The following is a 13,943-nucleotide window of genomic DNA, read 5'->3' as shown; positions in this document are numbered from 1 at the left end:
GTCTACAGCTCGTGGTGCCTACGATGGCGCCATGCGATGGGGCGAGCAGGTGGTAGTACTGGGTGCTCGGGTCCACAACCTGAAGAACGTCGACGTCGAGGTGCCGCTGCGGCAACTGGTGGCGTTGACCGGCGTCTCGGGATCGGGCAAGTCGTCGCTCGCGCTGGGCGTGCTGTACGCGGAGGGTTCGCGCCGCTATCTGGAGGCGCTGTCGGCGTACACGCGGCGGCGGTTGTCGCAGGCGGCCCGGGCGGATGTCGATGCCGTCGACGGCGTGCCGGCTGCGATCGCGCTGCACCAGCGGCCCGCAGTACCGGGGGTTCGCAGCACGTTCGGTACTGCGACCGAGCTGCTCAACGCACTTCGGTTGATGTACTCGCGGTTGGGGGCGCATCTGTGTCCCAACGGGCACCGGAACCAGCCGACCATCGAGATCGCCTCGACCGGGCATCTCGCCTGCCCGACCTGCGGGGTGCGCTTCGCCGTACCGGGGGCGGAGTCCTTCGCGTTCAACGGAGATGGCGCTTGCGAGACCTGCGCCGGGACCGGCGAGACGCGCCAGATCGATCAGCACGCGCTGGTGCCGGACGAGTCGCTGTCGATCAATGACGGCGCGGTGGCGGCGTGGGGGTCGTTCGGCGCCGGCCTGCTGCCGCAAGTGGTTGCCCAGCTGGAGGTGCGGACCGATGTGCCGTTCCGGGACCTCACACCGGCTGAGCGCGAGATCGTCTTCAGTGGCGAGGAGACCAAGCGGACGGTGGTTGTCACGAGCAAGAAAGGCAACGCTTTCGAGCTCAACGCGACGTACCGGAACGCCAACCGGGTGATCCAGGACGCGCTCGGCAACGCGCAGAGCGAGACCACGGTCACCCGGCTCGACCGCTTCGTCCACGTCGCCCAGTGCCCGTCGTGCGGTGGCTCCCGGCTGAACGAGCGCGCGCGATCGGTGACGCTGAACGGCATCGCGCTGGACGAGGCGTCGACCTGGAGTCTCGACGAGCTGACCGGCTTCGTCCGCAAGTTGCCCTCGGCCGCGCCGCCCGAGCTCAGCCGGATGGCGGGTCAGATCGTGGAGGCGTTCACCGCCACCGCCGAACACCTGCTCGGTCTCGGCCTCGGTTACCTCTCCCTGGGCCGTGCCTCGCGCACGCTCTCGACTGGCGAGCTCCAGCGCGTGCAGCTCAGCCGGACGCTTCGAAGCAGCGCGACAGGCTTGCTGTACGTCCTCGACGAGCCGTCGATCGGGCTGCACCCGAGCAACATCGACGCCCTGATGACGGTCGCGCGCCGCTTGGTCGAGACCGGCAACTCCGTCGTCCTGGTCGACCATGACATCCGGGTACTCCGGCACGCCGACTGGCTGATCGAGATCGGTCCGGGCGCCGGTTCGCACGGTGGCGAGATTGTTGCCACCGGCACCGTTGAGGACCTCTCGGCGGCTGCCACCTCCGTGATCGGTGGCTTCCTCAGTGGCCGGGAGGACACCGTGGTCCGGCGCCGGATCGCCGAGGACCAGCTCTTCGAGCACGGCCGGATCCGGATCGAGACCGGTCCGCGCTTCACCCTCCAACCGCTCGAGGCCTCGTTTCCAGTACGACGGCTCACTGCCGTGACCGGAGTCTCCGGCTCGGGGAAGACCACCCTCGTCCTGGACAGCCTCGCCGCGGCTCTCACGGCTGACGGGCCGCTACCCCGGCACGTGAAGCACTTGGATGCCGGCGGCATCGATCGCACGGTGATGGTCGACGCCGCACCGATCGGGCGAAACGTGCGGTCCACGGTCGCGACCTACAGCGGCGTACTCGACGAACTCCGGCGCGCCTTCGCGGCCACAGAAGAAGCTGGAGCGCGAGGCCTGACCGCGGCGGACTTCTCCTACAACACCGGCAGTCTGCGCTGCGCCCTGTGCGAGGGCACTGGTCAGATCTCGCTCGACGTCCAGTTCCTTCCCGACGTCGACATCCCCTGCTCGCTGTGCGAAGGAAGCCGGTACGGGCCCGACGCGGACGCGATCACCCTCGACGGTGTCACCATGGCCGGCGCCCTCGCGCTGACCGTCGAGCAGGCCCGCACCAAGTTCACCGGCCTGCGCAAGATGCAGGCCCGGCTCCGCACCCTCGACGAGGTGGGTCTCGGCTACGTCCTGCTCGGCGAGGCGACCCCGTCCCTGTCCGGCGGCGAGGCGCAACGCCTCAAACTCATCACCGACCTGGAGAAGCGCCAGTCCGGCACCCTCTTCATCTTCGACGAGCCGAGCGTCGGCCTGCACCCCGCCGACATCCGCGTCCTGCTGAAGGTCTTCGACCGCCTGATCGACGCGGGCGCCACGGTGATCGTGATCGAGCACGACCTCGACATGATCGCGAACGCGGACTACGTCATCGACCTCGGCCCGGGCGGCGGCGTCGACGGCGGCCGGATAGTCGCCGCGACCACCCCCGCCCTCCTTCCGCAGGTTCCGGAAAGCCTGACCGGGCGGTACCTGGTCAGGTGACGGTGAAGTTCGCCGAGGTGGCCAGCAGCGTGTAGCCGTCGTCGGCGAAGAACCGGAAGTTGTAGGTGCCGGTGGAGCTGGGCGCGGTGAAGGTGATGGTGGCCGAGGTGAGGCCGGTCGACGGCGGGTTGTTGCCGCCGTTCAGGTACTTCTCGTCGACACCACCGGCCGAGTTGCCGGCGCTGGCCCGATACAGGCCGACCCAGTCGCGAGGGTTGCCCGGACCGTTCGTCACGGTGGCCTTGATCTGAGCGCCGCGGCGTACCGTCGTACGGTCTGCCACCACGGCAGGCACTCCGGCGGTCGGGGTAGGCGTCGGAGTCGGGGTGGGGTTCGGTCCGCCGGTGGTTGGCAGCGGTTCGTTCATGGTGACGCAGTGCGCGCCGCCACCGCCGTCGCCCATCAGGTGATCCAGATTGAGCTGTACGACGGGCCTGCCGAAGGCGGACTCCAGCGCCGCCTTCGCCGCCGCGTCCGCCTGGGCGTCGCCGAACTGCGCGGTGATGACGGCCGAGTTGGTGATCGCGCAGTTCAGATAGCCGTCGAAGAACGTGGACCACTGTGAGCTGGGGATCCGCGGCAGCGTCGACGGACCGTAGATGGTGATCACCTGGAAGCTGCGGCCCTTGGCGTCCTTGGCCGTCAGCAGCAGGTTCCTGGTGGCGATCGCGTCCCGGGAGTAGGCGCTGGCCGGCCGCGACGGGCTGGCCAGCTGCACGATCACCACACCGGGCCGGACGAACAGCACCGTGCTGTCGATGTGGTCGTCGGTGATGTCCTCATTGGAGACACCCTGGCCCCAGATCATCTTGGTGGCACCGTACTGCGCGAGCAGCTCGGCCTCGATCTGCGCCAGACTCTTGCCCGGGTTGCGGGCCGGGTCGAGCCAGGAGCTCTTGTTGGCCATCAGGGTGCCGTCGCCGTCGCAGATCACGCCACCGCCTTCGCCGATCACACTGGCCTTGGTCAGCGACACCCCGTCGTACATCGCGATGTTCTGCGCGACCAGGCTGTCCTTGGCATGGGTCTGCTCGTTGCCCCAGCCGTTGAAGTTCAGCCCGAACGCGTCCATCCCGCCGGCGCCGTCCAGCCGGAAGACCGGCCCGGTGTCGCGGATCCAGCAGTCGTTGACCGGGATCGAACCGATCACGCTGACCGCGGCGCTGACCCGGCTGCGGGCGGTGTTGGCGTTGGAGGTGCCATCGGCGCAGAGCACCACCGGGTTGTACTTCACGATCTCGTTGGCCAGCTTGACGATGTCGCTCTGGATCCCGCCGAGCAGGTTGCCCCAGATCGACGTACTGGACGGCCAGGCCATCCAGGTCCGCCGGACCAGAGCCTCCTCGCCCGGGACCTTGTACGGCAACGCGGCGTACGCCGCGCCGTGGGTGCTGACGGCGCGCAGACCGCCACCGGCCGCGGCCAGTCCGGCGGCAGCGAGGCCGGTGCGAGCGACGAACTGCCGGCGGGACAGGCCACGTCCGCGCACCGCCGGCGGGGCTCCACTTTCCAATTGGGTCATCCTGGGTCCTCTCGAGTCGATCGGAAAACTTGGTTGGCATCCAAGTTTTGCCGCAACGATGCGCCCAGCGGAAAGTGATGTCAAGAGCACCGATAGGACGGCCTGAAATGCCTGCAGACAAGGGGTTTCAGGGCGTGCGGCAGCTCCGGAGAGCTTGCCTGGGGCAACCTATCCGGCAGGTCGTGCGGGGCACTCAGGGGAGTGGCAGCTCGATCTTGATCGCGTCGGCCAGCAGGTCCTGCAGATGCTCGGGCGGCACCGCGCCGGTGAGCCAGCGTCCGGACAGGCCTTCGACCAAGGCGACCAGCCGCTCGGCGACAGCGCCGGCATCAACCGTGCCGTTGCTGCCCTCCTCGTCGCGGACCCGGCCGACCAGATCGGCGATCTCGTCGACCCACTCCGCGGTGAGTTTGTGCACGGCCGGCCGAAGCCGCTCGTCGAACACCGAGGCCCAGCGCAGTTCACCCCAGGCCGCGGAGTTGATCTGCACCTCTTCGGTGCCGAGCAGTTCGCCCACCAACCGGGCGACCAGCTCGGCCCGCGCGGAGGTGGCGCCCTCGGCGGCCCGGGCGGCGTACCGCCCGGCCTGATCGCTGACCGCGACCAGCGCCGCCTCGAGCAGACCCTCGCGGCTGCCGAAGTAGTGGTAGAGCAGGGTCACGGAGACGCCGGCGTCGGCGGCCACCTCCTGGACTCGCATTCCGCGGACGCCGCGGCGGGCGATCACGGCGATGGTGGCCTGCAGGAGCTGAGCGCGGCGGTCGGTCACGGTACCGATCCTAGTTGTCCCTGGTTTTCGGTTCGCGGTCATCGGCCCACCAGCCCGTCGGTGAAGGATTTCGCCTGGCCCTTGCGCTGCAGGATCAGGCCGATCAGTACGACGCCCAGCGCGATTCCCAGCATCACTACGACGGAGGCGGCTGCGGCGTCTCCGCGCAGGCCGTTGCGCAGAGTCGAGTAGATGAAGACCGGCAGCGTGGTCGTTCCGACCGTGCCGAGCATGCTGGAGGCGACGACGTCGTCGAGCGAAGCCGTCGAAGCCAGTACGGCGGCCGCGATCACCGCAGGCGCGGCCAGTGGCGCAGTCACCTGTCGAAAGACCGACAGCGGCGCTGCGCCGAGGTCGGCGGCGGCATCGGACAGCCGCGGATCGAGACTCGCCAGCCGCGCCTGAACGACGAACGCGACGATCGCGATCGCGATCACGGAGTGCGCGATCACCAGCCGGACGGTCCCGTTCGCCAGCGTCGGCCCGGCGCCGACGTACAGCAGCAGGAGACCGATCGCGGAGACGATCTCCGGCGTGATGAAGACGACCAGCAGCAGGCTGAGCAGGCTCCAGCGCAACGGCCGCGACGCGCGGGCGAGCGCGGCGCCGGCCAGCGTGCCGACGATCACGGCCACCAATGTCGACAGTGCGGCCACCCGCAGCGAAACCCCGATCGCGTGGACCAGGGCGGTGTTCTCGCCGATCGCGGAGTACCAGTGGGTGCTGAAGCCCGACCAGATCGGTAGCGTCCGGCCGCCGTTGAACGAGTAAGCCGCGATCGTCAGGATCGGCAGCCAGAGGAAGAGGCACAACGCGACCCCGAAGACGCGCAGGGCCGGACCCCAGGCGTCGAAGGTCAGCGCCGGGGTTCGCACGAACCGGGCGGTCAGATCGAGCGGGCGAACCACCCGGACGATCGCCGTACCGATGCGAAGCAGTACTGCGGCACAACCCAAGACGAGCAGCACCAAAGCGATCAGCAGTACTGCGGCAGCCGAGCCGAGCGCCCAGTCCTGACTCTCCAGGAACGAGCTGTTCACCAGCGAGCCGACCACTGCCGTCTTGACCCCGCCAAGCACCGACGGCGTGACGTAGTCGCCCATCAGCGGGATGAAGACCAGCAGGGCGGCGCTGATCACCCCCGGTCGCGCGGCCGGCAGGGTGACCTGCCAGAACACTCGCCAAGGACTGGCGCCCAGATCGCGTCCTGCCTTCCGGAGTGCTGGATCGAGACGATCGAGAGCAACCGCGATCGGCAGCACGGCGAGTGGCAGGTAGTTGTAGACGACGCCGAGTTGGGCGCCGGCCAGGGTGTCCAGTACTCCGAGTCCGTCGATGCCGAGCAGGCCGGCCAGGGGGCCGTGATCACCGAGGAGGATTCGCCAGGAGTAGGTGCGCAGCAGGAAGGGCATCCAGTACGGCACGACGACGGCCGCGATGGCGGCGTACTTCCAGGCGCCGGTCAGCCGGGTGGTGATCAGATAGGCCATCGGGAAGGCCAGCAGGACGCAGATCGCCGTACCGACGACCGAGAGTTGCAGCGTGTTCTGGAAGACGATCCGGAACGTGTCGCCGGCTGCTTCGTCGTACCGGTTCAGCGAGGGGGAGCTCAGGTCGACGGGGCTGGTGCCGAAGAACGTCGACTCGCCCAGGCTGAACACAGCGACCAGGGCGCCTGGCAGCAGGAAGAAGATGCAGAGCCAGGTGAAGGCGGGAAGTGAGGGGAGTAGGCCGTGGATCTTGTGCGGCGATCGGTAGCGGGATCGAGGGGGTTCGGTCCTGGTGGGCCTGGTTGTCGTGGTCGGGGGAGGTTGGACGGACAACTGCGCGCTCACCGGGAGCCCGCCGCCTTGAGCCGTTGGAAGGTGGAGACCGCCAGCTTCCTGGCCGGAGTGACCTCGGCAGGTTCGAAGCGATCTGCGGGGATGCCCTCGTCGAAGAAGACGATCTCCTTGTAGGGCAGGTTATCGGGCAGGTAGGACCGGGAGGCCTGGACGCCGGTGTAGTAGCCGTGGGCCGCGGTCTCCTTGGCGGCGTTGGCCGGCTTGAGGAGGAACTCGACGAACGCGTGCGCGGCGGCCGGGTTCTGGGAGCCCTTGGGCAGCACCCAGTGGTCGACGTACAGGTCGGTCTTCGGGGCGCCGAGGGCGAATCGTAACGTCTTCGGTCCGTCCATCAGGGCGCCTCGGGCATCACCGGTGAAGGCCTGCGCGAGCACGAGGTCACCGGCCGCGAGGTCGGCGCGGGGGTAGGAGTTGAACTCCTTGAGGTGCTGCATGACCTTGGCTTCGTAGTACTGCTGAGCGGCCTGGTAGTCGGCGGGCTCGGTGGTCTGGTCGGAGATGCCGTGACCCCAGAAGTAGGAGCCGACGAAGGAGGGCGCGCCGTCGACCACCGAGGTCCGGCCCTTGACCGCGGGATCGGCGAACGCGTCGTAGAAGTCGTTCCAGGAGGCCGGCGGCTTTTTGACGATCGCGCTGTCCCAGACGTAGCCGGTCGAGCCGCCCGACTTCGGGATCGCATAGGTGTTGGTGGGATCCCAGGACTTGCCGATGAAGGTGGGGGACAGCCCGGCGAAGTCGGGCAGCCGGCTCTTGTCCCAGGGCAGCAAGGACTTGCCCTGGACCAGTTGGGGGACGTAGGCGCCGTCCATCACGACGAGGTCGTAGCCGCTCGTGCCCTGGGTCAGCCGGAGCTTCGCGACCGACTCCTCGGCCGAGGCGTAGGCGTCGACCTTGACCTTCACCCCGGTCTCCTTCTCGAACTGCGCGATGTTCGCCGGCGAGACGTAGTCCGCCCAGGAGTAGATCGTCAGTGTGGAGCCCTTCTCCACCACGCTCGGGTACGCCGCGGCCGGCGTCTCGGCGGTCTTGTCGGCCGCGGATCCACAGGCGGCGAGGCTGCCCAGCGCGAGGGCCGTCGCCAGCAGGGCGGCGTACCGGTGGCGGTGCTTGATGGTCATGACTCTCCTCCGGGAGTGGGGAACATCCGGACGTGGGCCGGGTCCCACGAGCAGCGGATCTGGTCGCCGACGCGGGGCAGCGTGCGGCCGTCACGAGGGATCCGAGCCAGCAGGTTCAGGCCCCGGCAATGCACCAGTACTGCGCTGGAGATGCCGGCGATGCTCACCCCGCGGACGATCCCGTCGATGCTGTTGACTCCGGCCGCGCCGGCGATGTCGTCGCTGACCCGGACGTGTTCGGGACGGATCAGGGCGATCGCCGGGCCGGCCTCGATGGTCCGGTCGGCGGCCACCATCACGGCCGGGTGATCGACCCGGCCTTGCCCGTCGCTGTCGCCGCTGATCTCGTTCTGCTCACCGACGAACCTGGCCACGAACAGGCTGGCCGGGTGGTCGTAGACCTGCTCCGCGGTGCCGAGCTGCTCGACCTTTCCGTCGGCCATGATCACGATCCGATCGGCGAGGCTGAGGGCCTCCTCCTGGTCGTGCGTCACCAGCACGGTGGTGATGCCCAGATCCTGTTGCAGCAGGCGTAGTTCCACCTGCATCGCCTGCCGCAGACCGCGGTCGAGGGCGGACAGCGGCTCGTCCAGGAGCAGGACTCCTGGCCGGTCGACGATGGCCCGGGCCAGCGCGATTCGTTGCTGCTGGCCACCAGACAAGCCGGCCACCGCTTGGTTGCCGACGGCAGGGAGATGAACCAGGGCGAGCGCATCGGCGACCCGGCTGCGGATCTCGGCGCGCGGGACGCCGCGTTGCCGCAACGGGAAGGCGATGTTGTCCGCGACGTTGAGATGCGGGAACAACGCGTAGGACTGGAACACCGTGTGGATGTCCCGCCGATGAGCCGGTACGCCGGTCACGTCGGTCCCCGACAGTCGGACCTGACCCTGGTCGGGCTGCTCGAGACCGGCCAGGATCCGCAACGTCGTCGACTTGCCGCACCCGGACGGGCCGAGCAGCGCGACGAATTCGCCGGCGGGCACGGTGAGCGAAAGGTTGTCGACGGCCACAGTTCCGCCGTACCGCTTCGCCAGCCCGATCAGCTCGACGTCGGCGCTGGAGCTGCCGGGGGAGTGGGGTCGCTCGGTCAGCAGGGTCATGGGGTGGCACCGTCCTTCGCGATCGCGGCGGGGATCTGCATCGTGATGCAGTGCGGACCGCCACCGCCGTACGCGATCACCTGACCGGTCACGCCGATCGTCTGCCGGTCCGGGAACTGCGAACCGATCAGCTCCAGCGCGCGCTCGTCGTCGGCGCCGTTCCCGCTGACCGGTACGACGACCACGCCGTTGGCGACGTAGAAGTTCGGGTAGGCGACGTACTCCGTGATGCCGCGCACGGCGAACGACGAGAACAGGTCCAGACCGAGCACCTCGACGGTCCGGCCGTGGTGATCGGGGTTGTCGCGCAGGTAGCGAAGGTTCCGGGCCATCGCCTCGTGGTTGACGTTGCCGGTGTCGCCACAGGTCTGGGCCACCACCCGGCCGGGCGCGACGTAGGTGCAGACACCGTCGACGTGGCCATCGGTGTGCCGGTCGTCCAAGTGCCCGAACGGCAACAGCAGCACGGTTTCGACGCCGAGCGCACTCCGGAGAGTGTCTTCGATCACGGCCTCGGACAGGCCCGCGTTGCGGTTGCTGTGAAGCAGGCACTGGGCGGTGGTGATCAGGTTGCCGGCGCCGTCGACGCTGATACTGCCGCCTTCGAGCACCAGGTCGACCGGCACCCGTTCGATCCCCAGATGATCGAGCAGCAGTGGCGTCAGCGCCGCATCCCGGTCGTACGGCAGGAACTTGCGGCCCCACGAGTTGAAGCTGAAGTCGACGCCGAGTCTGTTGCCCTGGGCATCACGGACCACGAGCGGGCCGTTGTCGCGGATCCACGAGTCGTCGACCGGCGCCTCCAGGACGTCGATGTTGGCGCTGCCGCAGTGGTCGAGCACCTCCGCTCGCGTACCAGGCAGGGCTACGACGGTCACCGGTTCGAAGTCGGCGATCGTCCGCGCCACTGTGGCGTACTCGCGTTTCGCGTCGTCGAAGACGCCGGCCCACAACTCGCGGCGGGTCGGCCAGGTGATCACTGTGCGTTCGTGCAGGTCCCACTCGGCCGGCATCCGGAACGCCTTCAGTCGCGGGTCCACCACGGGTGGCGGGGTCGCGGCGACGGCGGTCAGACCGTGGTGGGACAACTCGGCGGGATAGCTCGCGGCCAGGCCCTGATCGGCGTCGGCCGGCGCCGGCAGCGGCGTTGTGGAGGTGGTCATAGTGAGTTAGTTTGTGGTTGACTTAATTTTTAGTCAAGGCTTCAGGCCGAGTTCAGACAAGGGCTCCACGATGCGTCTCACCCCTACCGAACGTGACCGGTTGCTGCTGTTCACCGCTGCCGAACTGGCGCGCCGGCGCCGCGCTGCCGGCGTGCTGCTCAACGTCCCCGAGGCCACCGCGCTGATTGCGGATGAGGTCTGCGAGGTCGCCCGCCGGGGTGGCCGGCACACCGAGGCGGTCGAGGTCGGCCGGTCCACGCTGACCGCCGCCGAGGTACTCGAGGAGGTCCAGTACGTCGTCCGCAGCGTCGCCGTCGAAGCCGTCTTCACCGACGGATCGCGACTGGTTGTGGTCGGCGAGCCGTTCGGCCCAGTGGTCGAGCGCGATGACATGCCCGGCGCGGTGATGACCGCCGTCGCGCCCGCAGCGGCGCGGCCTGCCGAGTCCGACGACCGTGTCAGCGTCGAGGTGCTGAACACGGCGCCGGTGGTCATCTCGGTGACCAGTCACTTCCACTTCTTCGAGACGAACGCGCGGCTGCGGTTTCCGCGCGCGGCGGCGTACGGGCGGCACCTCGACATCCCGGCCGGGACGCATGTGCGCTTCGAGCCGGGGCAACCGGTTCGGGTGGATCTCGCGCCGATCCGTGGGAGCCGGGTCGTCGTCGGCTTCGCCGGTCTGGTCGACGGCCCGTTGGATGAGCCGGGGATGCTCGAACAGGCGGTGACCCGGGCACGGGCCTGGGGCTTCCTGGACAGCGATCTGCCCGAGACCGCCGAGCAGCCGGATCCCTCGCAGGCAGCGGAACGGGCTGTCCGAGCGGCGGTGACCGGATGACCTTCGACGCGCGAGCCAGGGCAGGTGCCTACGGGCCGGGGCTGGGCGATCGAGTGGTGCTCGGCGACACCGGTCTGGTGGTCAAGGTGGACCAGGACGACCGTGGCGCCGATCGCGACGAGGTGTTGCTCGGCTTCGGCAAGACGGGTCGCGACGGCATCGGGATGCGCGCAGTACGGACCGCGGAGTCGTGTGACCTGCTGGTCAGCAACGTGCTCGTCATCGATCCGGTGCTCGGCGTCCGGGCGACCAACCTCGGGATCCGCAACGGGGTGATCGTCGGCGTGGGCAAAGCCGGCAACCCGGACACGATGGACGACATCGACCTGGTGATCGGCAGCGGTACGGCGGTGGTGTCCGGCGAGGGCCTGATCGCGACCCCGGGCGGGATCGACACCCACGTGCACATGCTGTCGCCCCGGGTCTGCGAGGCCGAGCTCTCGTCCGGTGTGACCACCGTGATCGGCCAGGAGATCGGGCCGTTCTGGGGCGTCGGGGTCGGATCGGCCTGGATCCTGCGGACCGGGTACGGGTCGTTCGACGACTATCCGCTGAACATCGGCATCCTCGGGCGCGGCTCCTCCAGCCGACGCGATCCGTTGCTCGAGGCCCTCGAAGGCGGGGTCTGCGGGTTCAAGGTGCACGAGGACACCGGCGCTCACCTGCGCACGCTCGACACCGCGCTCTCGGTGGCCGAGGACTACGACGTCCAGATCGCCGTGCACACCGACGGACTCAACGAAGGCCTGACCGTCGCCGACACTCTCGCGGTGCTCGACGGCAGGGCGATCCACGCGTACCACGTCGAAGGCTGCGGCGGCGGCCACACACCCGACGTACTGAGCCTGGCCGGGGTGCCGCATGTGCTTGCCTCGTCGACCAATCCGACCCTGCCTTTCGGCCGGGACGCGATCGCGGAGCATCGCGCGATGATCGCGCACGTCCACGGCCTGTGCAGCGACCTTCCGGGCGACCTTGCCCTCGCCGAGGACCGGGTCCGCGGCGCCACGATGGGCGCCGAGAACCTGCTGCACGATCTTGGCGTCATCCCGATCACCTCCTCGGATGCCCAGGGCATGGGCCGAGCGGGGGAGACCTGGCGAAGCACCTTCGGCCTCGCCTCAGTACTACGTACGCCCCGCGAACCGCTCGGCGACGACAACGCACGAGTACTGCGTTATCTCGCCAAACTCACCATCAACCCCGCCCGCGTCCACGGTCTCGACCAACACGTCGGCAGCCTCGAAGCCGGCAAGGTCGCCGACATCGTGCTCTGGCGGCCGGCCTCCTTCGCGGCCAAGCCCGAACTCGTCCTCAAAGCCGGCTTCCCCGCCTGGGGAGTGACCGGCGACCCGAACGCGGCGATCGACAGCGCGCAGCCACTCGTGCTCGGCGCCCAGTACGGCGGCCACGGCGCGACCGCCGCCGAGTTGTCCCTGCTCTTCGTCAACGCGGCGGCCGCCTCCGCAGGCAACACAGTGATTCCTACTCGCCGACGCCTCGCGCCGGTCCGGGGCTGCCGGACGGTCCGGCTCGATTCGATGGCCCACCACGGCACCACCGGACCGGTCGTCGTCGACCCGCACAGCGGCGAGACCCGCTTCCGCGGCGAGCTGCTGACGATGCCTCCCGTCGACCGGGCGCCGCTCCAGCAGCTCTACCACTTCTGATCAGCAAGGAGACCCAGCATGCTCGACCTCGGGACCACCCCTGCCGCCATGGCGGCGGACGCTCATGCGCGCAGACAGCAGGCCGCGCGCGACAACCTCTGGATGCACTTCACCCGGATGTCGGCGGTCCAGGCCGCTGACGTGCCGATCATCGTCCGCGGTGAGGGCGCCTACATTTTCGATGCCCATGGCAAGCGCTACTTGGACGGTCTGGCCGGCCTGTTCGTGAACCAGCTCGGTCACGGCCGGACCGACCTGGTCGAGGCCGGTGCGCGGCAAGCCTCCCAGCTGGCCTTCTTCCCAGTCTGGTCCTACGCCCATCCCACCGCTCTCGACCTGTCGGAACGGCTGGCTTCCCGGACTCCTGGCGACCTGAACCGGGTCTTCTTCAGTACCGGTGGCGGTGAGGCCGTCGAGACTGCCTGGAAGCTGGCCAAGCAGTACTTCAAGCTGACCGGCAAACCCTTGAAACACAAGGTGATCAGCCGCTCGATCGCGTATCACGGCACCACCCACGGCGCGTTGTCGATCACCGGACTACCCGGGCTGAAGGCACCGTTCGAGCCGCTGGTGCCGTCGACCTTCCGGGTGCCGAGCACCAACTTCTACCGTGCGCCCGAGCACGGCGACGACCTGGAAGCGTTCGGCCGCTGGGCCGCCGACCAGATCGCCGTCGCGATCGAGAACGAGGGTCCCGAGACGGTCGCCGCGATCTTCCTCGAGCCGGTGCAGAACTCCGGCGGCTGCTTCCCGCCGCCGCCCGGCTACTTCCAGCGCGTCCGCGAGATCTGCGACCAGTACGACGTACTGCTGGTCTCCGACGAGGTGATCTGCGCGTTCGGCCGGCTGGGCGAGCTGTTCGGGGCCGAGCGCTACGGCTACCAGCCCGACCTGATCACCTGCGCCAAGGGACTCACCTCGGGCTATGCCCCGCTGGGCGCCACCATCGTTTCCGACCGGCTGATGGAGCCGTTCCTGCGGGACACGGCGATGTTCGCGCACGGCTACACCTTCGGCGGCCATCCCGTCTCGGCGGCGGTCGCGCTGGCCAACCTCGATGCCTTTGACAACGAAAACGTGCTGGAGCACGTCCGGTCCAACTCGGCCGGCTTCCGGGCCACCCTCGAACGCCTGCTGGACCTGCCGATCGTCGGCGATGTCCGCGGCGACGGCTATTTCTTCGGGATCGAGCTGGTCAAGGACAAGTCCACCAAGGAGACCTTCAACGACGAAGAGGCTGAGCGGTTGCTCCGCGGCTTCCTGTCCAAGGCGCTCTTCGACGCCGGTCTCTACTGCCGCGCCGACGACCGGGGCGACCCGGTGATCCAGCTGGCCCCGCCGCTGATCTGCGACCAGGCCCACTTCGACGAGATCGAGCAGATCCTCCGCGCGGTCCTCACCGAGGCCGGCGCGCTGCTCTGA

At 68.8% G+C, this 13,943-nt stretch carries 10 protein-coding genes; 4 read left to right on the top strand and 6 right to left on the bottom strand.

The window, feature by feature from the left end; translation table 11 throughout:
• The first annotated feature begins 31 nt into the window (after positions 1-31).
• On the top strand, positions 32-2,494 hold the full coding sequence (locus tag AB0P21_RS06070) for an excinuclease ABC subunit UvrA (RefSeq protein ID WP_363694074.1): 2,463 nt from the start codon (positions 32-34) through the stop codon (positions 2,492-2,494).
• Here AB0P21_RS06070 and AB0P21_RS06065 read toward each other — a convergent pair.
• The 6 genes from AB0P21_RS06065 to AB0P21_RS06040 form a co-directional block, all read right to left on the bottom strand.
• Positions 2,487-4,016, bottom strand: a complete 1,530-nt coding sequence (locus AB0P21_RS06065) for an agmatine deiminase family protein (protein ID WP_363694073.1) — start codon at positions 4,014-4,016, stop codon at positions 2,487-2,489. The two genes, AB0P21_RS06070 and AB0P21_RS06065, sit on opposite strands and share 8 nt — an antisense overlap.
• A 193-nt stretch (positions 4,017-4,209) precedes the next feature.
• Positions 4,210-4,785 carry a TetR/AcrR family transcriptional regulator gene (locus AB0P21_RS06060; protein WP_363694071.1) on the bottom strand — a complete coding sequence of 192 codons (576 nt, stop codon included), beginning with the start codon at positions 4,783-4,785 and terminating at the stop codon, positions 4,210-4,212.
• A 38-nt stretch (positions 4,786-4,823) separates the two neighbouring features.
• Positions 4,824-6,620 (bottom strand): ABC transporter permease subunit, encoded by a 1,797-nt coding sequence (locus AB0P21_RS06055; RefSeq protein ID WP_363694069.1) that lies wholly within the window; start codon positions 6,618-6,620, stop codon positions 4,824-4,826.
• On the bottom strand, positions 6,617-7,747 hold the full coding sequence (locus AB0P21_RS06050; protein WP_363694068.1) for a spermidine/putrescine ABC transporter substrate-binding protein: 1,131 nt from the start codon (positions 7,745-7,747) through the stop codon (positions 6,617-6,619). The genes AB0P21_RS06055 and AB0P21_RS06050 overlap by 4 nt, the downstream gene beginning before the upstream one ends.
• Positions 7,744-8,850 carry an ABC transporter ATP-binding protein gene (locus AB0P21_RS06045; RefSeq protein WP_363694066.1) on the bottom strand — a complete coding sequence of 369 codons (1,107 nt, stop codon included), beginning with the start codon at positions 8,848-8,850 and terminating at the stop codon, positions 7,744-7,746. Before AB0P21_RS06045 ends, AB0P21_RS06050 begins: the two co-directional genes overlap by 4 nt.
• Positions 8,847-10,013 carry an agmatine deiminase family protein gene (locus tag AB0P21_RS06040; RefSeq protein ID WP_363694064.1) on the bottom strand — a complete coding sequence of 389 codons (1,167 nt, stop codon included), beginning with the start codon at positions 10,011-10,013 and terminating at the stop codon, positions 8,847-8,849. Before AB0P21_RS06040 ends, AB0P21_RS06045 begins: the two co-directional genes overlap by 4 nt.
• A 70-nt stretch (positions 10,014-10,083) precedes the next feature.
• Here AB0P21_RS06040 and ureA point away from each other — a divergent pair, with 70 nt between their 5' ends.
• Genes ureA through AB0P21_RS06025 form a run of 3 tightly spaced genes read left to right on the top strand, consistent with a single transcriptional unit; the run spans position 10,084 to position 13,943 of the window.
• On the top strand, positions 10,084-10,851 hold the full coding sequence (gene ureA / locus AB0P21_RS06035) for an urease subunit gamma (protein WP_363694063.1): 768 nt from the start codon (positions 10,084-10,086) through the stop codon (positions 10,849-10,851).
• The gene (locus AB0P21_RS06030; RefSeq protein WP_363694061.1) at positions 10,848-12,521 is read left to right on the top strand and encodes an urease subunit alpha; all 1,674 of its coding nucleotides are present in this window, start codon (positions 10,848-10,850) and stop codon (positions 12,519-12,521) included. The genes ureA and AB0P21_RS06030 overlap by 4 nt, the downstream gene beginning before the upstream one ends.
• 18 nt (positions 12,522-12,539) lie before the next feature.
• Positions 12,540-13,943: an aspartate aminotransferase family protein gene (locus AB0P21_RS06025; protein ID WP_363694060.1), complete on the top strand. Its 1,404-nt coding sequence runs from the start codon at positions 12,540-12,542 to the stop codon at positions 13,941-13,943.

The sequence above is a fragment of the Kribbella sp. NPDC056861 genome (assembly GCF_040687575.1).
GTDB lineage: Bacteria > Actinomycetota > Actinomycetes > Propionibacteriales > Kribbellaceae > Kribbella.
This window is presented reverse-complemented; position numbering and strand designations above follow the sequence as displayed.